Source organism: Tenggerimyces flavus, from assembly GCF_016907715.1.
Taxonomy (GTDB): domain Bacteria; phylum Actinomycetota; class Actinomycetes; order Propionibacteriales; family Actinopolymorphaceae; genus Tenggerimyces; species Tenggerimyces flavus.
In genome coordinates this window covers 8,043,772-8,068,656 of record NZ_JAFBCM010000001.1, presented here as the reverse complement: position 1 = coordinate 8,068,656, position 24,885 = coordinate 8,043,772, and the positions used below count along the sequence as shown (strand labels likewise).

The following is a 24,885-nucleotide window of genomic DNA, read 5'->3' as shown; positions in this document are numbered from 1 at the left end:
CCTTGAACAACCGGCGGGGATGTGTTGTCCTCATTCCGTGTTCTTTCGGGTGCTTGGCCCGGTTGAGCTCTTGGCGCGGGGGCGTCCGGTCGACCTCGGCCCGCAGCGGCAACGGGCCCTGCTGGCCGTCCTGCTGTTCAGCCCGCGTCGCGTGGTGCCCGCGGCGACCCTGATCGACCGGATCTGGGGTGCGTCGGCTCCGGCCTCCGTGCGCAACACGCTCTACAGCTACGTCACCCGGCTCCGACGCGTCCTCGAAGGCGTCTCCGCGTCGGACAGCCCGCCCCTGTTGGTCAGCCGTGGCGGTGGGTACGTACTCGATGTCGATCCCGAGTTGGTCGACCTGCACCGCTTCCGCGCTCTGCTCGGCCAAGCCCGGCAGGCCGATGCCGACGACGCCTCCGTCCAGCTGTCCGGCGAGGCACTCGGCCTGTGGACCGACAACCCGCTCGCCAACGTCTCCGGCGACTGGCTCGCCGGACAACGAGAAGCACTGTGCATGGAGCAGCTGAGCGCGATCGCCGAGCACGCCGACGCCCTGGCGCGACTCGGGCGCGGTGCCGAGCTGGTCCCGGAGCTGGCCGCGACGCTCGAGGCCCACCCGCTGTCGGAGCCGATCGCTGTCCGGCTCATCCGCGCCCTTCGCGGCGGCGGGCGCCGAGCGGAGGCCCTCGCGTACTTCGCCCGGACCAGGGCGCGGATCGCCGACGAGCTGGGCGCCGAACCGGGCGCTGAGCTCCGGAGCCTGCACCTGGAGCTGCTCCGCGACGACGCCGAGCCGCGGCCGCCCGTACGCCGGGAGGACCCGCCGCCGACCAACCTGCCAAGCACCACGGGCGATTTCACCGGACGAGCCGGCGAGCTGGCCGCGCTGCTCGCGTATGCCAACCACGCGACCCCAGGCGTCCCCACGGTCGTCGCCGTCAACGGGCTGGCCGGCGTCGGCAAGACCTCGCTGGCGCTGCACGCGGCGCACCGGCTCCTCGACCAGTTCCCCGACGCGCACCTGTTCGTCGACCTCTGCGGCCACACCGCCGACCGAGGCGTGCTCTCCGCGGAGGAGGCGCTCGACACGCTGCTGCGCTGTCTCGGCGTGCCCGCGGCGGAGATGCCGGCACGGCTCGACGAGCGGGTGGCGTTGTGGCGAACGCAGCTGCACCGCAGGCGGGCGCTCGTCGTTCTCGACAACGCGGTCACCGTCGAACAGCTCCAGCCGCTACTCCCATCCTCCGGTGACGCGCTCGTGCTGATCACGAGCCGCCAACGGCTGATCGGGCTGGCCGGCGCGCAGTCGCTCAGCCTCGACCCGTTCACCGAGACGGACGCGGCGCGCTTCTTCGAACGGATCGCCGGCCGCGACCGAGTGCAAGGCGAGATTGACGCCGTCTCGGAGGTCCTCGCGCTGTGCGGCTATCTGCCGCTGGCGCTGCGGATCGCGGCGGCGAGACTGCACCACCGCCAGACCTGGACGGTCGCGCACCTGCTGGCTCGGTTGCGGGATCAGTCAACCCCGCTTGCCGAACTGGCGTACGGAGACCGCGGCGTGGCCGCGTCCCTGCATCTCTCGTACACGCACCTGTCGCCGGATCAGCAGCGGATGTTCCGACTCTCCGGCCTGGTCCCGGGCAACGACCTCGACGCCTACGCGGGGGCCGCGCTCGTCGAACGGAAGGTGCCCGAGGCGCGCAAGCTGCTCGAGGACCTGGTGGACGCCAACCTGCTCCACCAGCAGCATCCGGACCGGTACCGCGCGCACGACCTCGTTCGCGACTATGCCCGCCACCTGACCGACGCCGAGGAGACGCCCGACGGTAAGCGGCACGCGTTCGGACGGCTGCTCGACTTCTACCGCCGAGGCGCGTACCTCGCGAACGGACGGATCACCACGCGACCCGCGCCGTTCGACCTGCCCGACGACGATCGCGCGCCGACGCTGCCCGACGTGCGCGACCGGGCGGGCGCGTTGGCTTGGTTCGACCAGGAACGGGCCAACCTGATCGGCGCCGTGCGGTTGGCCGCGACTGCCGGCTGGCCGGAGTACGCCTGGCAGATCACCAGCCGGCTCTGGTACTTCCTCGACCTGCGCTGGTACACCGACGACTGGATCGCGACCCAGCGCGTGGCCATCGGCGCGACCCAGGCCAGCGGCGACCTGAACGCCGAGAGCATCGCCAGGTACAGCCTCGGCATCGCCTACCGGCGGAGCGGGCGCTACCGAGAGTCCATCGACGAGCTGCGCCACGTCCGAGCGCTCGGCGCGGAGCTCGGCAACGAACGGCGCCAGGCCGACGCCCTGAACTCGCTCGGCGCCGCGTACATGCACATCGCGGACTACGCGGAGGCCCACGAGAGCCTGCGGCAGGCCAGGGCGTTGTACCACCGGATCGGCGATGACGACGGCGAGACGATGGTGATCCTCAACCTCGGCGAACGGGCCATGCGCACCGGCGAGTACGCCGCGGCCGCCGAGCTCGGCTGCGAAGCGGTGGACCGTTCGCTTCGCACCGGCGCCGCCCACCTGCGGGTCGACGCGCTGCTCACGCTCGCCGAGGTGCGCTTCCAGACGGGCGAACCGAAGGCCGCGCTCGCGCACTACCGGGACGCCGCGACGTTGGCGCTCGAGATCGGCAACCCCGGCCTGGAGGCGCGCGCGGTCAACGGCATCGCTCGGCTCACCAGCGCGGCCGGCGACCTGGCAGGGGCGGTCGCAGGCCACCTTCGCGCGCTGGCCCAACTGCGTGAGCTGGGCGATCTCGCCGGCCAGGCCGAGGTCTGCCTCGGAATGGGCGACAGCTACCGCGCGCATTCGGCGACGCCCGAGGCAGAGCAGCACTACCGGCAGGCCCTCGCGCTCGCCCGGCAGATCCGCTACCGCCACCTCGAGACGCGGGCAGAGGCCTGCCTGGCCGCGCTCGCCTAGGGCGGGCTCACTCTCACTGTGCTGTTGTCAAGGTGCGAAGCGTCTGTGCGCTTGACGACGACCATACCGATTCGAACGTATATTCGCATGCGCGTTCACGGAGAGCGAACGCCGCCCTAGCCTCGGGAAGGCGCTCCGTGGGTGAAACGTCGTGGTCGCCTTACCCGGCCTGTGACCCCTCTACCTGGCGTCCACCCCACGTAAAGCGGCCAATGATCATGTAAACAGGCTCTTCTTAGCCAAGGGTGGTGGTGGGGCTGGTAGCAGACCTGTCGGCGTGTCTCCTCGTGAGGGGGGTCCTGTGCCGGTCAGTCTCGGTTGGTTGCGAATCAGCCGGGGCTGGAAGGAGCACAGGACCCGTGGATGACGTTACTGGGTGGACGGCCGCGTTGGGCCTTGAGGGGTTCGAGGTGACTCGGGCGGTGGAACTGCTCGGGGAGTGGAACCTGCTGATTCAGACCACGGCCGGGTCGCAGGCGTGTCGGGAGGCGTGTCGGGAGGCGTGTCGGGAGGCGTGTCGGGAGGCGTGTCGGGAGGCGTGTCGGGAGGCGTGTCGGGGGTGTGGGGTGGTCGCGTCGCCGCATGGTCGGCGGCCGGTGGTGGTGCGGGATCTGCCGATTGCGGGTAAGCCGGTGCTGCTGGTGTGGCATAAGCGGTTGTGGCGATGCCGCGAACCTCGTTGCCTGCAAGGAAGAACAACCACGGCCACGGCCACGACCACGGCCACGACCACGGCCACGGCGACGGCGGTGACGTGGTCTGAGACGAGTGAGCTGATTCGGCCGCGGCGGTGTATGACCGAGCGGGCGGTGGCCGAGGCGGTGCGCCGGGTCGGTCAGGACCAGTCCGCGGTGGCGACGGTGGCCGCGGAGTTCGGTGTGTCGTGGGGCACGGTCAACACCGCCGTCGTGGCCGCCGCGAAGGCGCTGCGCCGGCCACCGGAGGCGCGTGCGGTGACCGCGGTCGGCGTCGATGAGCACGTGTTCGGGGCCCGTGGGCCGGTGCAGTGGATGCGGTTCTGCACCACCATCGTCGACGTCGGCCGCGGGAAGCTGCTCGATGTGCTGCCGGGCCGCACCGGCCGGATCGTGTCCGACTGGTTCGCCCACCGGGACCCGGCCTGGCGGGCCGGTATCCAGGCCGCGGTGTGTGATCCGCTGCGCTCCTACCGGTCCGGGCTACGGACCGGGCTGCCGCAGGCCAGCGTGGTGCTGGACGCCTTCCACCTGGTCAAACTCGGCACCGACACGACCGAACTGGTCCGCCGCCGAGTCCAGTTCGACCAACTCGACCAACTCGGCCGCCGCGGCCGCAAGGGCGACCCCCTGCACGACACACTGCGGCTGCTGCGCAGCAAACCCGAGGCCTTCACCCCCAACGGACACCGCGCCACCCGACTGCGCACCGTCCTACTCGACCACGACCCCACCGGCCAGGTCGGCGCCACCTGGGAGATCGCCCACCGCCTCCGCCACCTCTACCAACGCGTCGACACCACGGCGAGGCAGCGTTTCCCCAACAAAACAAGGGTCACCGCACGCCTTGACCGGCTCATCGCCGACGCCCGCTACTACGCCCACCACGACGACATCCCCGAACTAGCGACCCTGGCGAACACCCTCACCGAGTGGCGCGACCCCATCCTCGCCCGAGCCGACCACCCCTACGCCAGCAACGGCCCCACCGAAGGCACCAACACCATCATCAAGAAGATCAAACGCATCGGCTTCGGCTTCCGCAGCTTCACCAACTACCGCGCCCGCATCCTCCTCGCCTGCGCCGACATAGACTGGCCACCCAAACCCGCAGCCACCCACATCAGACACCGCACACCACGCTTGGCTGCGTAGAGCCTGTAAACATGATCGTTGGCCCCAGGGCGGACCCGGACCGGGCGAACCAACCGCCAGCTGAAAGCTCGAGGCTAGAGCTGGTCGACGACGGCGGTGATGCGGCGGGCGAGGTCCACGTCGTACTGGGTAACGCCGCCGCGTACGTGGGTCGACAACGAGAACGAGACCGTCCGCCACCGGATGCCGATGTCGGGGTGGTGGTTGAGCTGCTCGGCGAGCTCCGCCACCTCGTCGACCAGGCGGATGCCGGCCATGAACGTGGGCGCCTTGACCTCCCGGAACAGCGCCCCAGGGCGGGCTTCCCAGCCGGGCAGGTCGCGCAAGGTCTCGGTGATCTGGTCGTCGCTGAGCAACTGCGGCTCGGTCATGGAGGCTAAGTAACCTGCCCACCTCGTGATCGTCAAGTGCCTGGGTTCATGACCGGTCCTGACGACCATGCCGCCAACGGGCTGGGGACGGGCGGTGAGGTGCTGCACGACTGGATCGACGCCGACGCCGACGCCGACGCCGACGCCGACGCCGACGACGTGGCGCGGCCCGTTGGAAGGAACGCCGACGTTCTCGCCGAGATCTACGCCACCGGCGCGGTCGTGGTCGGCCGCCGAACGACTCGGTCGCGAAGTACCCGCTCGTCACCTACACGGCCACCATCGAGGACGCGATGGCCCAGGCGAAGCAGGCCGCGGGCGAACGGAACGTGCTCGTCCACGGCGCGTACACCGCCCAGACCGCGCTCAAGGCGGGGGTGCTCGACGAGCTGGAGATCCACCAGATCCCGATCCTCCTCGGAGCCGGCCGCCGCCTCTTCGAGAACCTCGGCACCGACCCCATCGACCTTGAGGTCGTCCGCGTCATCGACACCCCCGAGGCCACCCATATCCGCTACCGGGTCAAGCGATGACGGTCCAGCCTCACCATCCGTTACACAAACTGTGGGGTTCTGGTAGCGACACGCCAGCGTGTCGCTACCAGAACCCCACAGTTTGGGACGAACGACGGGTAGGCAGGACTCAGACCTCTTCGCGCTGGTCCCGTCGCAGGATCTTCGAGCCCAGCCACACCACCGGGTCGTACTTGCGGTCGACCACACGCTCCTTCATCGGGATGATCGCGTTGTCGGTGATCTTGATGTGCTCGGGGCACACTTCCGTGCAGCACTTGGTGATGTTGCACATGCCCAGCCCTGCCGCCATCTGCGAGAGGTTGCGGCGGTCGTTGGTGTCCAACGGGTGCATGTCGAGCTCGGCGTACCGCAGGAAGAACCGCGGCCCGGCGAACTTCGGCTTGTTCTCCTCGTGGTCACGGATGACGTGGCAGGTGTCCTGGCACAGGAAGCACTCGATGCACTTGCGGAACTCCTGCCCGCGTTCGACATCCGCCTGCTTCATCCGTCGCTTCCCATCGCGATCAGGAGCAGAAGGGGCGAACGACGGGACCTGCTTGGCCTTCTCGTAGTTGTACGAGACGTCCGTCACGAGGTCCTTGATCACCGGGAAAGCCCGCATCGGCGTCACCGTGATCGTCTCTTCCGGCGAGTACTCCGACAGCCGCGTCATGCACATCAGCCGCGGCCGGCCGTTGACCTCCGCCGAGCACGAGCCGCACTTGCCCGCCTTGCAGTTCCACCGCACGGCCAGATCGCCAGCCTGCGTGGCCTGCAGCCGGTGGATCGCGTCGAGGACGACCTCGCCTTCCTCCACCTCGACCTTGTAGTCCTGCAGCGCGCCACCGGACTTGCGGTCGCCCCGCCACACCTTCATCGACAGGTCGTATCCCATGACGTCTACTTCTCCTCGAAGAAGGTCTGGAGCTCATCCGGCATGACCGGCAGCGGCTGGATGGACAGGTCGATCTTGTCGCCGATGGCCTTGAGGATGATGTTCTTCCGGCCCCACGACTGGTCGGTCATCGGGAAGTCGTCGCGGGTGTGACCGCCGCGGCTCTCCGTACGCTCGAGCGCGGCGCGGGCGATGCACTCCGACACCTGCAGCATGTTGTGCAGGTCGATCGCGAGGTTCCAACCGGGGTTGTACTCCGGGCCTCCGGTGACCGTGAGCTTGGCCGCCCGGTCGCGCAGCGCCGCGATGTCAACCAGCGCTTGCTCGAGCTCCGCCTCGGTCCGGATGATCCCGACCAGCGTGTGCATGACGTCCTGCAGGTCGCTCTGCACCGAGTACGGGTTCTCGCCGCCGTCCTCGGCGAACGGGGCCACCGCATCGGCCTCGGCCGCGGTGATCTCCTCCTCCGTCACGGTGACCGGCGCGGACTTCGAACGGACCGCGTAGTACGCCGCATTCAGTCCGGCGCGACGCCCGAACACCAACAGGTCGGACAGCGAGTTGCCGCCGAGCCGGTTGGCGCCGTGCATGCCGCCGGCGACCTCGCCCGCCGCGTACAGGCCGGGAACGAGCGACATCGCCGTGTCTGGCTCGACCTCCACGCCACCCATCACGTAGTGACAGGTCGGCCCGATCTCCATTGCTTCCCTGGTGATGTCGACGTCCGCCAGCTCCTTGAACTGGTGGTACATCGACGGCAGCCGGCGCATGATGAACTCGGGGTCCCGACGCGACGCGATGTCGAGGAAGATGCCGCCATGGGGTGACCCGCGGCCGGCCTTGATCTCGGAGTTGATCGCCCGGGCGACCTCGTCGCGGGGCAGCAGCTCCGGCGGCCGCCGGTTGTTGGTCTTGTCGGTGTACCAGCCGTCGGCTTCTTCGATCGTGTCGGCCGTCTCGGCTTTGAAGAACTCCGGGATGTAGTCGAACATGAAGCGCCGGCCCTCGGAGTTCTTGAGGATGCCGCCGTCGCCACGGACCGACTCGGTCACGAGGATGCCGCGCACCGAGGGCGGCCACACCATGCCGGTCGGGTGGAACTGGACGAACTCCATGTTGACCAGCGTCGCGCCGGCGCGCAGCGCGAGCGCGTGCCCGTCGCCGGTGTACTCCCACGAGTTCGAGGTGACGCGGAACGACTTGCCGATGCCGCCGGTCGCGAGCACGATCGACGGCGCCTCGAAGACGATGAACTTGCCGTTCTCCCGCCAGTACCCGAACGCTCCGGAGATCCGGTCGCCGTCCTTGAACAGGTCGGTGATCGTGCACTCCATGAACACGTCGATGCCCAACGCGACAGCGCGTTGCTGCAACGTACGGATCATCTCCAGGCCGGTGCGGTCGCCGACGTGCGCGAGCCGCGCGTACCGGTGTCCACCGAAGTCGCGCTGGGAGATCAGGCCGTCCGCCGTACGGTCGAACAGCGCGCCCCACTCCTCGAGCTCGAGGACGCGGTCCGGCGCCTCCTGCGCGTGCAGCTGGGCCATCCGCCAGTTGTTGAGCATCTTCCCGCCACGCATGGTGTCGCGGAAGTGCACCTTCCAGTTGTCCTCGGGCCACAGGTTGCCCATCGCGGCGGCGGCGCCGCCCTCGGCCATGACCGTGTGTGCCTTGCCCAGCAGGGACTTGCAGACGATGGCCGTCTTCGCGCCGGCGTCGTGCGCGGCGATCGCGGCCCGGAGGCCGGCGCCGCCCGCGCCGACGACGATGACGTCGTAGGAGTGACGTTCGTACTCAGTCATGAAGAGCTCCCTCGATCCGTCAGAAGAACCGGACGTCGGTGATGGTTTCCGTCGCCAGCAAGTAGATGTAGAAGTCGGCGAGGCCCACGGAGATCAGCGATGCCCACGCGAGCTTGGCGTGGTGACCGTTCAGCTTCGAGACCGCTGTCCAGGCCTTGTAGCGCACTGGATGTTTGGAGAAGGTGCGCAGCCGTCCGCCCACCGCGTGCCGGCAGGAGTGGCACGACAGGGTGTAGAGCCAGATGAGGACGACGTTGACGAGCAGGATGAGGGTGCCGAGGCCCATGTGGCCCCACTCGTGTGCCTCGTTGCGGAACGCGATCACCACGTCGTACGTGAGCACCAGTGCGACCAGGCCGGCGGCGTAGAAGAACCAGCGGTGAAGGTTCTGGAAGATCAGCGGGAAGCGCGTCTCGCCGCTGTACTTCTGGTGCGGCTCGGCGACCACGCACGCGGTCGGCGACTGCCAGAACGCGCGGTAGTACGCCTTGCGGTAGTAGTAGCAGGTGAGCCGGAAGCCCAGCGGGAAGATCAGGATGATCAGCGCCGGCGAGATCCAGGTCGGCAGGAACGCCAGTGGCGTACCGAAGTCCGCCGATCCCGGGACACACGCGTCGCTCAGGCAGGGCGAGTAGAACGGCGAGAGGTACGGAGACGCGTAGTAGAACTCGTTCGCGAACGCTCGCCACGTCGAATAGACCACGAACGCGGTGAAACCGATGAACGTGATGACCGGAGAGATCCACCACCGGTCACGACGAAGGGTGCGTTGGTCGATTTTCGCGCGTTCGGGGCTGAACACTCCCGAGGCCATCTGGCGTCCTCTCGCAATTCTGGTCGCTGCCGGTACGAAGTCTGCTCCCTGGCGTGCTCGGTTTGGACTCCGGGGCTGGCCAGGGCAACGAGGGCGACGACGGGGCAGCGTAATGGAGTCTTATCCGACCCAAGTGCGGTGGGGAAGGGCCGACACGCAAGGTGTGTCCAACGCAACATGACGCTGTGTGAATGCGAGAAATAGACGACCGTTCGGTGACGAAATTCCTTCGTGTGTGCGGGTTAGGTCGTGTCGGTCGAAGATCGCCTGGCGCGCGACACCCCACACCCCGCCTGGACGCGGTGCACCTCGTCACCCACATAACCAATATGAATTCCTCCTGCACCACGCCCAGCCGGGCGCGGGGCGCCGCGCGCCATCGCGCGGAGCGCGATGACCGGCGCTATTCGCCCGACACGACCTACGTCGATCGCGGCTCCATCGCGGCGAGCATCGCTTCGAGAGCGGCCTGGTCGGGGCCGACGTACGGCGTCGCTTCGGGGGCTTGCTCGAGCATCTCGAGCAGCCTCGTCGTCGCGTTGTGTGCTGCCGGCAGGTGCGAGCTGAGGATCACCGGCGGGGCGAGTCTGCGGAGAGGTTCGAGCGAGGCGCGAAAGGCCGTTCGGTCCACGCCGGTCACCCACGGGCTGTCGACGGTCGCCCAGAGCCGTTGCCCGGCGACGAGCTCGCTGGGCGGCACCGCCGCGATGTCGTCCGCATGCGCGAGGTCGGCGCTGGCGACCGGTGCGCCGAAGCAGTCGGAGCTGAAGCAGGTCCCCGTCAGCGAGTCGTAGAACCCGGTGGTCGCCGGGCTGTCGTACAGCGGCGGGCGGAAGCATGTCAGCTGCCGGTCGCCGACATCGAGGGTCTGTCCCGGGTTGAGCAGGAAGACGCGTTCGGGCGGGATCGGCTCCTCGAGCGACAGGATGCCCATCCCCATGAACGTCGTGACGAGGCGCGCCCGCGGCGCGAGGTCGAGCAGCGAACGAATGCTGCCGGTGTGGTCGCGGTCGGGGTGGGTGAGGTAGATCCACCGAAGGTCGGCCGGATCGAGCAGCGATGACAGCTTCGCCAGGAACTCGGGGCTCGAAGCGGTGAGCCCGGCATCGACGAGGACGGGTTGCTCGGCCCGCAGAAGGAACGCGTTGACGGGGACGAAGCCGAGGTCGGGGATCGGGATCGCGTCGGCGAGGGTGGTCACGTCTGGTGCGGATCGAACGAGTTCCATGGCTTACTCCAAGGCGATGAGCTCGAGCTGGATGTTGTCGGGATCGCGGAAGACGAGCACGGAGCCGTACGGCTCGTCGGCGATCGGCGACTGGGTGAGCGGACGGTCAGCCCTTGTGGTGCGTACGACGCCGTTACTCTCCAGGTGGTCCTGCCAGGCGACCAGGTCGTCGCGGGTGGCGACGCGCAGGCCGACGTGGTCAAGTCCGGTGCGGGTCTCGTGGAACGGTTCGTCGGGGGTGTCGTCGTGCCGGTGCAGGACGATGACGCACTCCAGCTTCGGGTCGGCGAGCCCGACGCCGATGCCGCCTTCGTGTGGAACGTCCATGAAGTGCGCGAGCCCGAACACCTTTCCGTACCAGTCGATCGCGGCGTCGAGATCGCGGACGGTGAGGGCGAGATGGTGCAGCTGTGGTGGTGCGATCGTCATGACATTGCCTGCCTTCTGCGTCGGGTGGTGGGTTTCGCGCGTGCCTCGAGTCGGGGCACGAGCAGGTCGGCGGCGTCGTCGATCAGGCGTACCCATCGCGATCCGCCGGGGTCGTTCGCGAGGTGCTGGTTGATCAGGCCTGTGATCACGGTCGTGATCAGGTCGAGGTCGTCCTGGCTGGGGTTGGCGACCTCCTCGAGCGGCCGGGTGAGGAGGCCGTAGACCTGCCCGGCGAGTGCGTACGACTCCTCCGACGGGGCGAAGCCGGGGATGGTGCGCTCGGCCAGGAGTTGGTGGCGGACGGGATCGGCGACCGCCTGGCGAACGAAGAAGCCGATCGTGTTGCGGAGCGTGCCGCGAACGTCCTTGCCGGCCTTCGGCCACTCCATGGCGAGGATCGCGCGGTTGCCGTCGGCGAACATCGCGTCGAACAAGGCGTTCTTGGAGTCGAAGTACGAGTACAGGCTCGGCGCCGCCATGCCCACGTGTCGGGCTACGTCGCGCAGGCTGAGCCCGGCGAGCCCATGCTCACGGGCCAGCGACCACGCCGCGTCGACGATCTCCTGCCGCGCCGCCGAACGCCGCTTCGCCTGCCAATCACTGATCGCCATACCGAACAGTGTTAGGAAAGACGAACGATGCGTCAAGCGTAATCTCGGGAAGTAAAGAACGTTTGACATCATGTCCGCGCTGCTTTACATTCGAGCATGTCAACAATCTTTGACATGGAAGCAGGAGTGATGGCGCACGAAGAGAAGCGGGCGTGGATCATGGTGGTGGTCTCGACGGTCGGTTTCGCGTTCTACGTCGTGACCGTGCTGTCCCGCGCGGACGGCCGGAGCCTGACCGACGTCACGTACGTCTGGCCGCTGGTCTGGACGATCGTCGGGGCGATCATCGCCGCGATCGTGCTCGAGATCATCGTCTCCATGGCCGCGGGCAGGGACGGGACGAAGAAGGACCAGCGCGACCGGGAGATCACCCGGTTCGGGGACGCGATCGGCCAGTCGTTCGTCGTGATCGGCGGAGTCGCCGCGCTGCTGATGGCGATGCTCGAGCTCGACTACTTCTGGATCGCGAACGCCGTCTACGTCTGCTTCGTGCTCTCCGCGGTGCTCGGCTCCGTGGCCAGGATCTTCGCCTACCGCAGGGGCTTCCAGCCGTGGTGAAGCCCACCAAAGTCACGAACTCGATCCGTGCCCTCCGCTTCGCGAACGGGGAAATGACCCAAGCGGAGTTGGCCGAACGCATCGGCGTGACTCGCCAGACCGTCATCGCCATCGAGCAGGGCCGCTACTCGCCCTCGCTGGAGATGGCATTCCAGATCGCCCGGGTCTTCGACGCGACGCTCGACGCCGTGTTCCAGTACCCGGAGAAATGAGTACGTCATGAAGGCAATCGTGCAAGACCGGTACGGAGAGGCCGGCGTGCTCGAGTTCGCCGATATCCCGACGCCGACGGCTGGTGAGGGGGAGCTGCTCGTCCAGGTGCGCGCGGCCGGCGTCGAGCAGGGCGTGTGGCACTTCATGGCCGGGCGCCCGTACCTCGTGCGGCTCGGCATCGGTTTCAAGGGACCGAAGGACCGCGTCCGCGGCCGCGAGGTCGCCGGCGTCGTCGAGGCGGTCGGCCCGAACGTGGCCGGCTTCCAACCAGGCGACGAGATCTATGGAACGTGCGAGGGCTCGTTCGCCGAGTACGTCACCGTCAAGGCGAAGCTGGCGGCACGAAAGCCGGCCAACCTCACGTTCGAGCAGGCGGCCGTCGTCCCGATCTCCGGCGGCACCGCCCTGCAGGCGACCCGCGGCATCCAGCCAGGCCAACGGGTGTTGGTGATCGGCGCGTCCGGCGGCGTCGGAACGTTCGCCGTCCAGCTCGCCAAGGCGGCCGGCGCCCGCGTGACCGGCGTCTGCCGCACGGAGAGCGTCGACCACGTCCGGGCGATCGGCGCGGACGAGGTCGTCGACTACACGCGCGAGGACTTCACCGGCCCGTACGACCTCATCATCGACACCGGCGGCAACCGCACGCTCGGACGCCTCCGCAAAGCCCTTGCTCCCAAGGGGATTCTCGTCATCGTCGGTGCCGAGACGGGCGCCAAGTGGACCGGTGGCATCGGCAAGGCCATGCTGCGCGCGCCGTTGCTGTCGCTGTTCGTCGGACAGCAGCTGCGCGGGATGCTCTCGACCGAGAAGGCGGAAGACCTCGACGAGCTCCGCGAGCTGATCGAGGCCGGCAAGGTCACGCCGGTCATCGACCGCACGTACCCGCTCACCGAGGCCGCCGACGCGATTCGCCACATGCGCACCGGCCACCCCCGCGGCAAGGTAGTCGTCACCATCTAGAAGACTCCAAGACCGTGCAGATCGTCGTGGGTGCCGCGATCGTCCGGGCGGGGGAGCTGTTGGCCTGCCGCCGGAGCACGCCCGCCGAGGTGGCCGGCGGGTGGGAGCTGCCCGGCGGCAAGGTCGAGCCCGGTGAGGACGAACGAGCCGCGCTCGTGCGCGAGTGCCGCGAGGAGCTCGGCTGCGCGATCATCGCCGGTGAACGGCTCGGACCGGACGTCCCCATCGGCGACCGGTACGTACTCCGCGCCTACCACGCCCACCTGGCGCCGGAATCGAAAGAGCCGGCACCCGGACCCGAGCACGACCAGCTGCGCTGGCTTCAGCCCGAGCAGCTCGACGAGGTCGACTGGCTGCCCGCCGACCGCCCGCTGATCACCGAGCTCGCCGACAGCCTGCTCGACGGCGACCAGCTGGCCGGCGGGCAGGTCGGCGGCGCGGTGCGGATCGGCGACACCGTCCGGCGGCCGGTCGGGCCGTGGACGCCGACGATCCACGCGCTGCTCGCCCATCTCGCCGCGGAGAACGTGACAGGCATCCCACGGGTCCACGGCATCGACGCCCGCGGCCGCGAGATCCTCGAGCTGCTTCCCGGCCGTACCACCGGGAACGGCCGCCCACCATGGGCGGACGCCGACGAGCTGCTCGCCGACGTCGGCCGGTGGTTGGCGACGTACCACGAGGCCGTCAGGACGTTCCGTCCCGAGAGTCCGGTGTGGCGGTCCGGCGCCCGCCCGATCGGACCGGACGAACTCGTCTGCCACAACGACCTCGCCCCTTACAACGTCGTAGCGACCGAGACCGATCCGCCGCGGCTCCACGGCGTTCTCGACTGGGACGTCGCCGGTCCAGGCAAGCCGATCGACGACGTCGCGTTCGCCGCGTGGAGCTTCGTCGCACCGTACGACGCGAAGCAGGGCGAGGCGGCCCGCCGGCTGCACGTCCTCGCCGAGGCGTATGGCCGTTTCACCGCGGAAGAACTGCTCGAAGCCGCACCGATCCGGATGAACCGCGCGCTCGAGCGCATCCGTGCCGGCGCGGCACGCGGCGACGAGGGCATGCAGCGGCTCATCGACGGCACCGAGGTGCGGCTGACCGAGGAACGCCTTGCCCGATTGGAGATTCGGACAGCGGAGATCCGCGCGGCGCTCTGACACCATGTTGCCACGGCAGCTTGGTGACACCTCTGATACCGGACACACGCCTTGACGCGTACCATGCGCCACCCTGAGATTCGGCTGCATGGCATCGTTCCCACGTCGCATCCCCGTCATGTTGTTGGCCGCCGCGACACTCGTGGTTGGCCTCGTCGCCCCGACCGGTTCGGCGTCCGCTGCCGACCCGTCCGGAGTGCAATGGCCCGCAGGGCAAGAGCTTCCGACGTTCGCGAAGGCTCGACACCTTGATGTCGCGCTGACGAACGGGCAGTCCACCGCCGTCGACGTCCAGATCCTGCTGCGTACGTTGCAGGGCCTGATCAACCGAGAACGCCCGCAGATCTACGTGATCCACGACCAGCCGGCCGAGGGCAGCCGTACCTGGCTGGACGACACCGACGTGCCGTACCGCACGTACGCCGACCCGTGGCAGCTGATCAAGAAGTACCTGCCGCGCACGAACGGCATCGTGATCTACGACCCCGCGGTGCCGGAGACGATCAACGTCGCGACCACGCTGGCGGGGATCCGCGGCGGCGTCGTCGCGAGCCCGCAGCTCGCCGCGAAGCTGACCGCCGCGCCGTACAACCTCGCGGTGATCGACGACTATCGCGGCGACTTCGAGACCGGCCTCGAGGCGACGGCGTGGCAGTTCGAACACCTCTGGCCGCAGACGACGCACAAGGCGCTGGTCGGGATCAGCCCCGGCCGCAGCGTGACGGTGCCCGCGGACAACTTCAAGGACTTCGTCGAGCTGATCCGCGAGGACGAGCAGATCCGCAACGGCTCGAACCGCGCGGTGCACGAGCTCGACCTCACCTCCTACCTCGGCGGCGAGGCGGTCTACCTGCGCTTCACCGACGCGTTCCCCGCCGACGGTTGGGGACCCGCGGTGCACAAGGTGACGGTCAAGGCGAACGACCAGGTGGTGCAGGAGTTCGAGGTCGGGACGCCGGAGGAGCGCGCCGCGCTGACGGACCGCAGCCGGTCCGCGTTCAAGCCGAGCACCGAGCCAGAGGGTGCGCACCGGTTCGCTGACGGGACGGGCTACTGGGTCTACCGGTTCGTGCCGCCGGCAGGGGCGACGAAGTTCACGGTGTCGGTCGACATGTTCAACCAGTACGTGGTTTCCGCGTCGAAGGTCCGGCCGCCGGTGTCGTCGGACGACAAGGAGCCGGAGTCGTTGCCGCTGCGCGACTACGCGCTGGCGATCGGCGCGATGCCGTTCTGGCTGCAGTCGAACGACAACCCCGAGGAGCAGGCGCTGCTCGACCAGATCTTCGCCTCGGTGGAGAAGGGGACGCCGTACCTCGGCTGGTTCACCGACGAGTTCAACGGTGTACGGATGGCGTCGCGGCACGGCATCTACGTGCTCGCGGCGGACTTCCTCGAGAACGCGTCCGTGCACGGCGGCGTGCGCTCCCCGATCCGTGCGCAGAAGGTGGTCGCGCCGCCGCCGTTGCAGAACAAGGCGTACGTCACGTTCACGTTGAGCGAGGGCGACAACCTGCAGTACGTGCAGCACCACATGCGCCGGATCTGGGACAACCCGGACCGCGGCAAGGTGCCGCTGAACTGGTCGGTCAGCCCGCTGGTGGTCGACGCGGCGCCGGACATGTGGGCGACGTACCAGGCGACGGCCACGAAGAACGACCTGCTGGTGGCGGGGCCGAGCGGGCCCGGGTACTTCTTCCCGTCGCTGTGGCCGGCCGATCATCTGCAGTCGTTCCTCGCGTCGTCGAAGCCGCGGTACTTCACCAAGCCCGGCTTGTCGGTGATGTACGCGCTGGACGACCGTTCGACGATGCGACCCGAGGACGGCGCGGCCTACCGTACGGCGCTCGGTCTGAAGGGCGCGGTGTTCAACATGTGGTTCACGCAGAGCGACACGTCGATGGTCGGCGGCCTGCCGGTGTCGCGGCAGCTGGCGTTCGTGAACCGCACCGAGATGGCGAACGCGATCAAGGCTCAGATCGCAGCCTGGGATGGGAATTCGCCGCTGTTCATCGCGGTGGGGGTGCCGGCTTGGGACCTGACGCCGACCGACCTGAAGTGGGTCGCCGACCAGCTCGGCCCGCAGGCCGTTCCGGTCCGCGGTGACCACTACTTCGACCTGATGAAGCAGGCCGGAGTCTCCTAGCCCACGCCCGAGTGCCTTAGATGAAGGGCACCTTCATCCAATAGGTTTGGATGAAGGTGCCCTTCATCCAATAGGGGCAGCGAGCGGCCGGGGACGACGAAATCCGCAATCGTCCTCGGTCGCTGTCGCATCGGCGTAGCGTGGCGGGCTCGACAAGGGATAGTCGCCCAGCCTCCGTTGGAGGTTTGGCGGGGGTTTGTGCTTCACGTCCGGCGGCAGGGCGACGGGAGTGGAGCGCGTCATGGCCAAACCCACCATCGAGCAGTTGCGCGAGAGCGTTCGCGGCGTGGTGATCACCGCCGACGATCCGGGGTACGACGAGGCACGTACGGTCTACAACGCGATGATCGACCGGCGGCCCCGCGTCGTCGTGCGTTGCGTCAACGTGGGCGACGTCATGGCCACGGTCGACTTCGCCCGCGACAACGACTTCGACCTCGCTGTCCGTGGTGGTTCGCACAGTGTGCCCGGGTTCGGCACCGTCGACGGCGGTGTGGTGCTCGACCTGTCCGCGATGCGCGGCGGCCGGGTCGATCCGCACACGCAGACCGCGCGCGTCGGCGGTGGCGCGACGTGGGGCGACTTCAACGCGATGACCTACCCGTACGGGCTCGCGACCACCGGCGGCATCATCTCCACCACCGGTGTTGCCGGCCTGACGCTGGGTGGCGGTATCGGCTACCTGGCAAGGGGATTGGGGCTGTCCTGCGACAACCTGATCTCGGCCGACATCGTCACGGCGGACGGCCGGCTGGTCATCGCCAGCGAGAAGGAGAACGACGATCTGTTCTGGGCGCTCCGCGGCGGTGGTGGCAACTTCGGGGTCGCGACCTCGTTGGAGTTCCGGCTGAGTCCGGTCAAGGACATCTACGGCGGGCCGATGTTCTTCGAGCTCGATCGCGCGGGCGACATGCTGCGGACGTTCCGCGAGTACATCGCCGAGGCGCCGGAGCAGCTCGGCGGATTCCCGGCGTTCCAGATCGCGCCGCCGTTGCCGTTCATTCCGGAGAACCGCCACGGTGAGACGTTCGCGCTGGTCGTGGCGTGTTGGGCGGGTCCGCTCGACGAGGGCGAGAAGGCGTTCCGGCCGTTCCGCGACATCGGGTCGCTCGTCGCCGAGCACGTCGGGCCGATGCCGTACCCGGCACTCAACAGCGCGTTCGACGCGCTGCTGCCGCCCGGTTTGCAGCACTACTGGAAGGCGAACTTCAACACCGAGCTCACCGACGAGGCGATCGAGGGTCACCTCGAGTACGGGCCGAAGGTGCCGGCCGTCAGCGCGACCATGCACATCTACCCGATCAACGGCGCGTGCCACCGCGTCGCGGCCGACTCGACCGCCTTCGCGTACCGGGACGCGAGCTACGCGACGAACATCGCCGGCATGTGGCCGGACCCGGCCGACAACGAGGCGAACATCCAATGGGTGCGCGACTACTACGCCGCGACGGCGCCGCACTCCGAGGACGGGGGCTACGTCAACTTCATGTCCGGCGACGACGAGGACCGCGTCGCCGCGAACTACAAGGGCAACTACGGCCGCCTGGTCGAGATCAAGCGGAAGTACGACCCGGACAACCTCTTCCACCTGAACCAGAACCTCAAGCCCTAGGGACGTTTGCCCTAGCATCAGGACTCGTGACGATCTCCTTCCCTCGCCTGGCCGCCCGCACGATGGGCTTCAAGCTGGGCGCGCCGCAGTCCTTCACCGTCGCGCCGGACGGGAGCCGCATCGCGTTCCTGCGGACCCCGTCCGGCACCGAGCGCGCCACGCAGCTGTGGTCGTACGACGTGGCCACCGGCGAGGAACGCCTGATCGCGAACCCGGCCAGGCTGCTCGCGACCGGCGAGGAGGAGCTGTCGCAGGAGGAGCGGGCGCGTCGGGAGCGATCCCGGACGGCCGCTTCCGGCATCGTTGCGTACACGACCGACGCGTCCGCCCGGATCGCGGCGTTCGCCCTGTCGTCGCGGTTGTGGATCGCGGACCTGGACGACGGCGAGGTGGGGGAGCTGCCCGCGACGGGCGCCGTGCTCGACCCGCGGCTGTCGCCCGACGGCCAGTACGTCGCGTACGTCTCCGACGGCGCGCTCCGCGTGATCGAGATCAAGACCGCGGCCGAGCGGGTGCTCGCGGCGCCGGAGTCCGAGACCGTCACCTGGGGGCTCGCGGAGTTCGTCGCGGGCGAGGAGCTGCACCGGTTCGTCGGCACCTGGTGGGCCCCGGACAGCTCGGGCGTGCTGGCTGAACGGGCCGACAACGAGCCAGTCCAGGTCTGGCACATCGCCGACCCGGCGAACCCCGACCGGCAGCCGATCCCGACGCGCTACCCCGCCGCGGGGACGCCGAACGCCGACGTCACGCTGTGGCTGCTCGGCCTGGACGGGGCGCGGTTCGAGGTCAGCTGGGACCGGGCGGCGTTCCCGTACGTCATGGCGGCCAGCTGGACCTCGTACGGCCCGCCGCTGATCCGCGTGCTCAGCCGGGACGGCCGCACGGCGCAGGTGTTGTCGATCGACGTCGAGTCCGGCGCGACGACGCTGGTGCACGAGGACCACTCGGAGTTCTGGATCGAGATCGTGGCGGCGACGCCGCGCTGGCTGCCGGACGGCCGGCTGGTGATGCTGCGCGACGACCTCGAGGCCGACACGCGGCGACTGGCGTTCGACGACACGTACGTCACGCTGCCGGGGCTGCAGGTCGACAGCGTGCTCGCGGTGACCGACTCCGGCGTGGTGGTGTCGGCGACGGGCGAGCCGACCGAGCAGCACGTCGTCGTGGTCGGCTTCGACGGCTCGATCGTCTTCCAGACAACGGAGATCGGGCTGCACGCCGCATCCGCTGGCAGCGAGCTGCTGGTGCTTTCTTCGGCGGGCTTGGAGCATGACGGCGTCACGACTCAGGTGCTTCGCAACGGCGAGCACGTCGGCGGGATCGCTTCCCTGCAAGAGCTTCCGCCGTTCGCGCCGAACGTCACGCTGCTCGAGCTGGGGGATCGTGCGCTGCGGACGGGTGTGCTGTTCCCGCGCGACCACACGCCGGGGTCGGCGCGGTTGCCGATCCTGCTCGACCCGTACGGTGGCCCGCACGGCGCTCGAGTCCGCGCGTCACGGGCTCTGTTCCTGACGCCGCAATGGCTTGCGGACCAGGGCTTCTGCGTCGTGGTCGCGGACGGGCGTGGGACGCCGAACCGGGGTCCGGCCTGGGAGCACCTGGTGCACGACGACTTCGTGGGCACGCTCGACGACCAGGTGGAGGCGGTCGCGCAGATCGCTGCCGCGTACCCGGACGACGTCGACACCTCGCGCGTCGCGATCCGGGGTTGGTCGTACGGCGGGTATCTCGCCGCGTTGGCAGTGCTGAAGCGACCGGACGTGTTCCACGCCGCGATCGCTGGGGCGCCGGTGACGGATTGGCGACTGTACGACACCGCGTACACCGAGCGCTATCTCGGACACCCCGACGAGCAGCCGGAGGTCTACGAGCGCAACAGTCTCAGCTCGCTCGCGCCCGGGCTGAAGCGACCGCTGTTGTTGATTCACGGGTTGGCCGACGACAACGTGGTTGCCGCGCACACACTGCGGCTTTCCTCTGCCTTGCTTGCCGCCGGCCGCCCGCATACCGTGCTCCCCCTGACAGGAGTCACTCACATGACGCCTCAGGAGGTGGTCGCTGAGAACCTACTTCTCCTGCAGGTGGAATTCCTGCGGAGCGCTTTGAGGTCCTAGATGACGGTGACGGCGGAGGCCTGCGGCCCCTTCGGTCCCTGAACGATCTCGAACTGCACGCGCTGGTTCTCTTCGAGGCTCTTGAAGCCCCCGCTCTGGATCTCGCTGTAGTGAACGAAGACGTCCTTGCCGCCATCGTCAACCGTGATGAAGCCGAAACCCTTGTCGGCGTTGAACCACTTGACCGTGCCTTGAGCCATTTTCTTCCTCACAAATGAAGTCGGCGCTCACACCGCGTGAGCGTCTAGCCGCTTGTTCGTCGTGAGCGGCACTCCGCTCTTCTCAGGAAGAAAAGCAAAATCCGCGAGCCTTACTGGCCCGCGGACTCGAAGAATCGAGTACGTCACACAGAGCAGACGACTACGAGACATGAGGGTAGCCCATCCGTCACGATTCGTCGATGCTCCCGCCATGCGGGCGTAAATTCGCCTGAAGCCCGGCCAACAGGATGTCGAGTCCCCGCTCCAGTTCGGCGGCCCCGTCGTAGCTCGCCAGCTCCGGCGCGAGGCCCCGCATCAGCGGGAACTCCCGCAGCGGCAGCCGGTGCAGCCCGAGCCGGAGCACGTCGTCGGTCTCGTCCGGCTGCTCGACGACCTCCTGCAGCTCGGTGAGAACGTGGCCGTGCAGGAAGCCGAAGAACGAGCGGTAGATGTCGAGTGCTTCGGCCGGGGCGAACTCGGCGCGGGTCAGCAGCGTGAGGATCGCCTCCAGCGGCCGCAACGTCCCCAACGGCCGAAGTGCCAGCGGGGTGGACAAAGGCCGTGTGACCAGCAGCGGAACGACGTGCGGGTGGGCCAGGGCGAGCCGCCGGAAGTCGTGGGCGACCACACGCAGCTGGGACATCCAGTCACCGGCGGTCGTGTCCACCCTGAGCTGGGACAACACCTCTTCGGCGATGCCGTCGAGGAGGTCGGTCTTGTGCGGTACGTACCGGTACAGGACCATCGGATCGCGGTGCAGGGCCTTCCCCAACCGGCGGATCGAAAGACCGTCGACACCGTCCCGATCGATGATTTCCAACGCTGTCTCGAAAATCATCGTGCGGGTAATTCCTTGCCGCCTGCCTCCGGTTCCGGCAGTGGTGGTCGCGCTGGCCACAGATCGTCCTCAGCTCTGGCAGACAATCTGCCGTAGGTCTTCACTGTAGGCCTACGACATTGACAGAGCGGTATTCCCCGCGTTGACTGGTGTCCAAGCCGTAGGGCTGGTGACGACCAGGAACGTCCGGCCTTCGCCCACGCCGAGACCCCGCGGACTCGCAAGCAACCGCTTCCGAGTTGCCCCACCGACCTACGACAGGGTGGCTTCATGTCTGAACTCGTTGCCGAAAGACCCACAGATGAAGGTGATTTTTCTCGCGGTAGCGACTACGCGAAGCTGACCGAACGCATCCGCGCGGCCGGTCTGTTGAATCGGCGCAGCGGTCATTTCGCGACCCGGTTCGGAATCACCATGGCCATTCTCGGCGGCATGATCGCGCTGCTGGTGGTCATCGGGGACTCCTGGTTGCAGCTCCTGATCGCCGCGGGACTCGGCATCGTGTTCACCCAAATGGCGTTCCTGGCCCACGACATCGGTCACCGCCAGGTCTTCCGTACCAAGCGCGGTGCGCAGTACGCCGGACTCGCGCTGGGCAACTTCGGCGTCGGCCTGAGCTACGGCTGGTGGATGGGCAAGCACACCCGCCACCACGCCAACCCCAACCACGTCGACGAGGACCCCGACGTGGGCGTCGGTGTCATCGCGTGGAGCGCGGACCAGGCGGCGGAACGTACGGGCTGGGCGTCTCGCGCGCTGGCCGCGTGGCAGGCGTTCCTCTTCTTTCCCCTGCTCCTGTTGGAAGGTCTGCAGCTGCACTTCCAGAGTGTCCGGGCGTTGTGGTCGCCCGAGGTCAAGTGGAAGAAGGTCGAAGCGCTGCTGCTGGGTGGGCGCCTGGTCGGCTACGCGGCGATCCTGCTCGCGACGATGTCGCCGGTGAAGGCGCTGGTGTTCTTCCTGATGCAGGAGGCGGTCTTCGGCTTCTACATGGGAAGCTCGTTCGCCCCGAACCACAAGGGAATGCCCATGGTGGAAGGGCGCATGGACTTCCTGCGCAAGCAGGTCCTGACGTCGCGGAACGTACGCGGCGGATGGTTCGTCGACCACGCGCTCGGCGGCCTGAACTACCAGATCGAGCACCACCTCTTCCCGACGATGCCGATGCCCAACCTGCGCCGCGCCCAGGTGCTCGTGCAGCAGTTCTGTGCGGACCACCGGATCAGCTACGCCGAGGTGGGCTTGTTCCGTTCGTACCAAGAGGTCCTGCGCCACCTGCACTCCGTCGGCGCCGTCCTTCGTCCCGCGGCGGGGACCTCGACGTGAGCTTGGAAGCGTGCGCGGAGGAGCTCCACGCGGAGCTCCCCGCGCTCGTCAGCGCTCTGCACACCGGCGGTGCCTCGGTCATCCACATCTCGCACCGGGTCGACGCCCAGGGCGACTGCAAGCTGACCATCGACGTCGTCCCGCCGGAGACCCCGCCGGACGGCGAGCCGCCGCGGAAGACCTGGGAGTACCGCTGGCCGTAGGCCCGATCTTTCGTCCTGCGGTTGCTTCGACCGGTCCGGCCCGGGGCCAATGATCATGTTTACATGATCATTGGCCCCTTTACGTGGGGTGGACGCCAGGTAGAGGGACCACTGGCCGGGTAAGGCGACAACACGCAGCCCACCCAGCTCACGAATTCCCGAGGCTAGGGCGGCCCGCAGCTCGGCGTGGCCGGGTCCGGGTGGGTGCCCGCTCGTTCGGGGGGCTGGTCCGTAGGGTTGGGACCATGGCCGATCGACGCATCCTGTTCGTACACGCGCATCCCGACGACGAGTCGATCAACAACGGCGCGACGATGGCGAAGTACGTCGCCGAGGGTGCCCAGGTCACGCTCGTGACCTGCACACGCGGCGAAGAGGGCGAGATCATCACGCCCGAGCTCGCCCACCTCGCGGCCGACCAGGAGGACGGGCTCGGCGCGCACCGGGAGAAGGAGCTCGCGGCGGCGATGTCCGCGCTCGGCGTGACCGACTACCAGTACCTCGGCGGCGCCGGCCGCTACCGCGACTCCGGCATGATCGGTACGCCGCCGAACGAGCGGCCCGACTGCTTCTGGCGCGCCGACCTGCGAGAGGCCTCCGACCACCTCGTCGCCGTGATCCGCGACCGGCGACCGCAGGTGCTCGTGACGTACGACGAGTACGGCAACTACGGGCACCCCGACCACATCCAGGCCCACCGGGTCGCGACGTACGCCCAGGCGCTGGCCGGCGTGGTCTCGTACAAGCCGGAGCTCGGCGAGGCCTGGGACATCCCCAAGCTCTACTGGACCGCCACCTCGGAGAAGATCGCCCGCGAGGGCGTGGAGTCGTTGCGCGCGGCGGGCAAGGAGATCCCGTTCGACGTGACCGAGGAGATGCCGGAGCTGCTGACGCCGGACGAGCTGATCGCGGCGAAGATCGACGCCGAGGACCACGCCGACGCCAAGCGCGCGGCGATGCTCGCGCACGCCACGCAGATCAGCGTCGAGTGGCCGTACTACGCGCTGTCGAACAACCTCGGCAAGCGGGCGTTCGGCCTCGAGGTCTACCGGCTCGCCCGCGGCACGCGGGGGCCGCTCCACCCGTCGACGGGCGCCGAGGCCGACCTGTTCGCCGGCGTGGCCTGAGCCCCCGGCCGTGGAAACCCAGCCCACTTCACCCACCCAACCGGGGCTTGCCGACGTCGTAACCACCCCGCCAACCCCGGCTCGGTGGGTGAAGTCGGTACGGGTTGTGGGCAAGGTTGTCGGGCTGGTCGTCTTCGGCCTGCTCGGGCTGGGAGTCGGCGCGGCCGGTCCGTTCATCGGGCGGGAAGTCCTGCGCTGGCAGGGGCCGTCGGTGCCGTACGGGATCGTGCTCGCGCTCGTGGCCACGGCCGGCCTGTTCTATACCGGCGGGAAGCTTTTCGGGCCGCTGGGCGCTGTCATACCCGTGCTGACGTGGGCTGTTCCGGTGGTGGCGTTCCTGCTGCCGCGCCCCGAAGGCGACGTGGTCCTGGCCAACGACGGGTACGGGACCGCCTTCCTGCTGGTGGGCGTGCTCATCGCCGCCTGGAACTTCGGTCGGGCGCTGACGAACCCGGGTAAGGTCGATCGACGTGCTGCAGAGCGTTCCTGACGACGGGCTCCTGCCCGTCGACACCGCGCAGTTCCGAACCGCGATGGGCAGGTTCGCGTCCGGGATCACGATCGTGACCGCCCGCGTGGACGACATCGACCACGCGATGACGGCGAGCGCGTTCACCTCGGTCTCGCTGACGCCTCCGCTGGTCCTCGTCTGTGTGGAGAAGATCGCGCGGTTCCACGACGCGATCCTGCGCGCGGGCAAGTGGGGCGTGTCCGTGCTCGGCGCGAGCGCGGTCGACGTGTCCACGCACCTGGCGCGCCGCGGGCGGCCGTTGCTCGGGCAGCTGGACTCGTACCCGCACTACCGCGGCCGTACGGGCGCGGCGCTGCTGTCGGACGCGCTCGCCTGGCTGGAGTGCCGGACCTGGGCCACGTACGACGGCGGCGACCACACGATCGTCGTCGGCGAGGTCGTCGCGCTGGACGTCGCGCGGTCCAGCGAGCCCGCTTTGCTGTACCACGAGGGCAGTTACCGGACCGTCCAGGAGACGACGGACGAACGCTGAC

24 protein-coding genes and 1 pseudogene are annotated in these 24,885 nt (G+C 68.5%); 16 read left to right on the top strand and 9 right to left on the bottom strand.

The window, feature by feature from the left end:
- Positions 1–37 precede the first annotated feature (37 nt).
- The 3 genes and pseudogenes from JOD67_RS37530 to JOD67_RS37525 all read left to right on the top strand — a co-directional run bounded on the left by JOD67_RS37530 (position 38) and on the right by JOD67_RS37525 (position 4,770).
- The gene (locus JOD67_RS37530) at positions 38–2,920 is read left to right on the top strand and encodes an AfsR/SARP family transcriptional regulator (protein ID WP_205122406.1); all 2,883 of its coding nucleotides are present in this window, start codon (positions 38–40) and stop codon (positions 2,918–2,920) included.
- A gap of 245 nt (positions 2,921–3,165) precedes the next feature.
- Positions 3,166–3,543: pseudogene (locus tag JOD67_RS42280) on the top strand (hypothetical protein); the annotation flags it as partial.
- A 126-nt stretch (positions 3,544–3,669) separates the two neighbouring features.
- Complete coding sequence (locus JOD67_RS37525) at positions 3,670–4,770, top strand: ISL3 family transposase (protein ID WP_307782766.1); 1,101 nt, start codon at positions 3,670–3,672, stop codon at positions 4,768–4,770.
- Positions 4,771–4,844: 74 nt separating this feature from the next.
- Here the strand turns inward: JOD67_RS37525 and JOD67_RS37520 are convergent, their stop codons facing one another.
- Positions 4,845–5,141 carry a 4a-hydroxytetrahydrobiopterin dehydratase gene (locus tag JOD67_RS37520; RefSeq protein WP_205122404.1) on the bottom strand — a complete coding sequence of 99 codons (297 nt, stop codon included), beginning with the start codon at positions 5,139–5,141 and terminating at the stop codon, positions 4,845–4,847.
- A 293-nt stretch (positions 5,142–5,434) separates the two neighbouring features.
- Here JOD67_RS37520 and JOD67_RS40865 point away from each other — a divergent pair, with 293 nt between their 5' ends.
- Complete coding sequence (locus JOD67_RS40865; RefSeq protein WP_239554235.1) at positions 5,435–5,674, top strand: dihydrofolate reductase family protein; 240 nt, start codon at positions 5,435–5,437, stop codon at positions 5,672–5,674.
- A gap of 109 nt (positions 5,675–5,783) precedes the next feature.
- Here JOD67_RS40865 and JOD67_RS37510 read toward each other — a convergent pair whose 3' ends face one another.
- The 6 genes from JOD67_RS37510 to JOD67_RS37485 all read right to left on the bottom strand — a co-directional run bounded on the left by JOD67_RS37510 (position 5,784) and on the right by JOD67_RS37485 (position 11,435).
- Positions 5,784–6,551, bottom strand: coding sequence for a succinate dehydrogenase/fumarate reductase iron-sulfur subunit (locus tag JOD67_RS37510; protein WP_205122403.1), 768 nt, complete (start codon positions 6,549–6,551; stop codon positions 5,784–5,786).
- A 5-nt stretch (positions 6,552–6,556) separates the two neighbouring features.
- Positions 6,557–8,353 (bottom strand): fumarate reductase/succinate dehydrogenase flavoprotein subunit, encoded by a 1,797-nt coding sequence (locus JOD67_RS37505; RefSeq protein ID WP_205122402.1) that lies wholly within the window; start codon positions 8,351–8,353, stop codon positions 6,557–6,559.
- Between the two features lie 19 nt (positions 8,354–8,372).
- Positions 8,373–9,167 (bottom strand): succinate dehydrogenase subunit SdhC, encoded by a 795-nt coding sequence (sdhC, locus tag JOD67_RS37500; RefSeq protein ID WP_205122401.1) that lies wholly within the window; start codon positions 9,165–9,167, stop codon positions 8,373–8,375.
- 421 nt (positions 9,168–9,588) lie between these two features.
- Positions 9,589–10,395, bottom strand: a complete 807-nt coding sequence (locus tag JOD67_RS37495; protein WP_205122400.1) for an oxygen-binding di-iron domain-containing protein — start codon at positions 10,393–10,395, stop codon at positions 9,589–9,591.
- A 3-nt stretch (positions 10,396–10,398) separates the two neighbouring features.
- Entirely contained in the window at positions 10,399–10,824 is a 426-nt protein-coding gene (locus JOD67_RS37490) for a VOC family protein (protein ID WP_205122399.1), read from the bottom strand.
- Complete coding sequence (locus JOD67_RS37485) at positions 10,821–11,435, bottom strand: TetR/AcrR family transcriptional regulator (protein ID WP_205122398.1); 615 nt, start codon at positions 11,433–11,435, stop codon at positions 10,821–10,823. The genes JOD67_RS37490 and JOD67_RS37485 overlap by 4 nt, the downstream gene beginning before the upstream one ends.
- Positions 11,436–11,549: 114 nt before the next feature.
- On the opposite strand from JOD67_RS37485, the gene JOD67_RS37480 reads away from it, so the two are divergent.
- From JOD67_RS37480 to JOD67_RS37450, 7 genes are all read left to right on the top strand, one after another.
- Positions 11,550–11,993, top strand: a complete 444-nt coding sequence (locus JOD67_RS37480) for a hypothetical protein (protein ID WP_239554234.1) — start codon at positions 11,550–11,552, stop codon at positions 11,991–11,993.
- Positions 11,894–12,205 carry a helix-turn-helix transcriptional regulator gene (locus tag JOD67_RS42595; RefSeq protein WP_372442380.1) on the top strand — a complete coding sequence of 104 codons (312 nt, stop codon included), beginning with the start codon at positions 11,894–11,896 and terminating at the stop codon, positions 12,203–12,205. Before JOD67_RS37480 ends, JOD67_RS42595 begins: the two co-directional genes overlap by 100 nt.
- Positions 12,206–12,212: 7 nt before the next feature.
- Positions 12,213–13,166 (top strand): NAD(P)-dependent alcohol dehydrogenase, encoded by a 954-nt coding sequence (locus tag JOD67_RS37470; protein ID WP_205122397.1) that lies wholly within the window; start codon positions 12,213–12,215, stop codon positions 13,164–13,166.
- A 14-nt stretch (positions 13,167–13,180) separates the two neighbouring features.
- Positions 13,181–14,320, top strand: coding sequence for an NUDIX domain-containing protein (locus JOD67_RS42275; RefSeq protein ID WP_205122396.1), 1,140 nt, complete (start codon positions 13,181–13,183; stop codon positions 14,318–14,320).
- A gap of 88 nt (positions 14,321–14,408) precedes the next feature.
- Positions 14,409–16,463 carry a GxGYxYP domain-containing protein gene (locus tag JOD67_RS37460; protein ID WP_205122395.1) on the top strand — a complete coding sequence of 685 codons (2,055 nt, stop codon included), beginning with the start codon at positions 14,409–14,411 and terminating at the stop codon, positions 16,461–16,463.
- Positions 16,464–16,704: 241 nt separating this feature from the next.
- Positions 16,705–18,075 carry an FAD-binding oxidoreductase gene (locus tag JOD67_RS37455; protein WP_205122394.1) on the top strand — a complete coding sequence of 457 codons (1,371 nt, stop codon included), beginning with the start codon at positions 16,705–16,707 and terminating at the stop codon, positions 18,073–18,075.
- A 26-nt stretch (positions 18,076–18,101) separates the two neighbouring features.
- On the top strand, positions 18,102–20,189 hold the full coding sequence (locus JOD67_RS37450; protein ID WP_307782696.1) for a S9 family peptidase: 2,088 nt from the start codon (positions 18,102–18,104) through the stop codon (positions 20,187–20,189).
- Here the strand turns inward: JOD67_RS37450 and JOD67_RS37445 are convergent.
- Positions 20,186–20,389 carry a cold-shock protein gene (locus JOD67_RS37445; RefSeq protein WP_205122393.1) on the bottom strand — a complete coding sequence of 68 codons (204 nt, stop codon included), beginning with the start codon at positions 20,387–20,389 and terminating at the stop codon, positions 20,186–20,188. The genes JOD67_RS37450 and JOD67_RS37445 overlap by 4 nt on opposite strands.
- A gap of 187 nt (positions 20,390–20,576) precedes the next feature.
- Entirely contained in the window at positions 20,577–21,227 is a 651-nt protein-coding gene (locus JOD67_RS37440) for a TetR/AcrR family transcriptional regulator (RefSeq protein ID WP_205122392.1), read from the bottom strand.
- Positions 21,228–21,659: 432 nt separating this feature from the next.
- Here JOD67_RS37440 and JOD67_RS37435 point away from each other — a divergent pair, with 432 nt between their 5' ends.
- From JOD67_RS37435 to JOD67_RS37415, 5 genes are all read left to right on the top strand, one after another.
- Positions 21,660–22,550 (top strand): fatty acid desaturase family protein, encoded by an 891-nt coding sequence (locus JOD67_RS37435; protein ID WP_239554233.1) that lies wholly within the window; start codon positions 21,660–21,662, stop codon positions 22,548–22,550.
- Positions 22,547–22,753: a hypothetical protein gene (locus JOD67_RS37430; protein ID WP_205122390.1), complete on the top strand. Its 207-nt coding sequence runs from the start codon at positions 22,547–22,549 to the stop codon at positions 22,751–22,753. The genes JOD67_RS37435 and JOD67_RS37430 overlap by 4 nt, the downstream gene beginning before the upstream one ends.
- Before the next feature lie 245 nt (positions 22,754–22,998).
- Entirely contained in the window at positions 22,999–23,880 is an 882-nt protein-coding gene (gene mshB, locus JOD67_RS37425; protein ID WP_205122389.1) for an N-acetyl-1-D-myo-inositol-2-amino-2-deoxy-alpha-D-glucopyranoside deacetylase, read from the top strand.
- A gap of 88 nt (positions 23,881–23,968) precedes the next feature.
- Entirely contained in the window at positions 23,969–24,370 is a 402-nt protein-coding gene (locus tag JOD67_RS37420) for a DUF6113 family protein (RefSeq protein WP_205122388.1), read from the top strand.
- The gene (locus tag JOD67_RS37415; RefSeq protein ID WP_307782695.1) at positions 24,351–24,884 is read left to right on the top strand and encodes a flavin reductase family protein; all 534 of its coding nucleotides are present in this window, start codon (positions 24,351–24,353) and stop codon (positions 24,882–24,884) included. Before JOD67_RS37420 ends, JOD67_RS37415 begins: the two co-directional genes overlap by 20 nt.
- Position 24,885: the final 1 nt, after the last annotated feature.

Coding starts and splice junctions, on each gene's coding strand:
- JOD67_RS40865 (WP_239554235.1), top strand. CDS start 5,435: ATGGCCCAGGCGAAGCAGGCCGCGGGCGAACGGAACGTGCTCGTCCAC.
- JOD67_RS37445 (WP_205122393.1), bottom strand. CDS start 20,389: ATGGCTCAAGGCACGGTCAAGTGGTTCAACGCCGACAAGGGTTTCGGC.
- JOD67_RS37495 (WP_205122400.1), bottom strand. CDS start 10,395: ATGGAACTCGTTCGATCCGCACCAGACGTGACCACCCTCGCCGACGCG.
- mshB (WP_205122389.1), top strand. CDS start 22,999: ATGGCCGATCGACGCATCCTGTTCGTACACGCGCATCCCGACGACGAG.
- JOD67_RS37470 (WP_205122397.1), top strand. CDS start 12,213: ATGAAGGCAATCGTGCAAGACCGGTACGGAGAGGCCGGCGTGCTCGAG.
- JOD67_RS37510 (WP_205122403.1), bottom strand. CDS start 6,551: ATGGGATACGACCTGTCGATGAAGGTGTGGCGGGGCGACCGCAAGTCC.
- JOD67_RS37485 (WP_205122398.1), bottom strand. CDS start 11,435: ATGGCGATCAGTGATTGGCAGGCGAAGCGGCGTTCGGCGGCGCGGCAG.
- JOD67_RS37440 (WP_205122392.1), bottom strand. CDS start 21,227: ATGATTTTCGAGACAGCGTTGGAAATCATCGATCGGGACGGTGTCGAC.
- JOD67_RS37505 (WP_205122402.1), bottom strand. CDS start 8,353: ATGACTGAGTACGAACGTCACTCCTACGACGTCATCGTCGTCGGCGCG.
- sdhC (WP_205122401.1), bottom strand. CDS start 9,167: ATGGCCTCGGGAGTGTTCAGCCCCGAACGCGCGAAAATCGACCAACGC.
- JOD67_RS37435 (WP_239554233.1), top strand. CDS start 21,660: ATGATCGCGCTGCTGGTGGTCATCGGGGACTCCTGGTTGCAGCTCCTG.
- JOD67_RS37490 (WP_205122399.1), bottom strand. CDS start 10,824: ATGACGATCGCACCACCACAGCTGCACCATCTCGCCCTCACCGTCCGC.
- JOD67_RS37460 (WP_205122395.1), top strand. CDS start 14,409: ATGGCATCGTTCCCACGTCGCATCCCCGTCATGTTGTTGGCCGCCGCG.
- JOD67_RS37480 (WP_239554234.1), top strand. CDS start 11,550: ATGGAAGCAGGAGTGATGGCGCACGAAGAGAAGCGGGCGTGGATCATG.
- JOD67_RS37520 (WP_205122404.1), bottom strand. CDS start 5,141: ATGACCGAGCCGCAGTTGCTCAGCGACGACCAGATCACCGAGACCTTG.
- JOD67_RS37455 (WP_205122394.1), top strand. CDS start 16,705: ATGGCCAAACCCACCATCGAGCAGTTGCGCGAGAGCGTTCGCGGCGTG.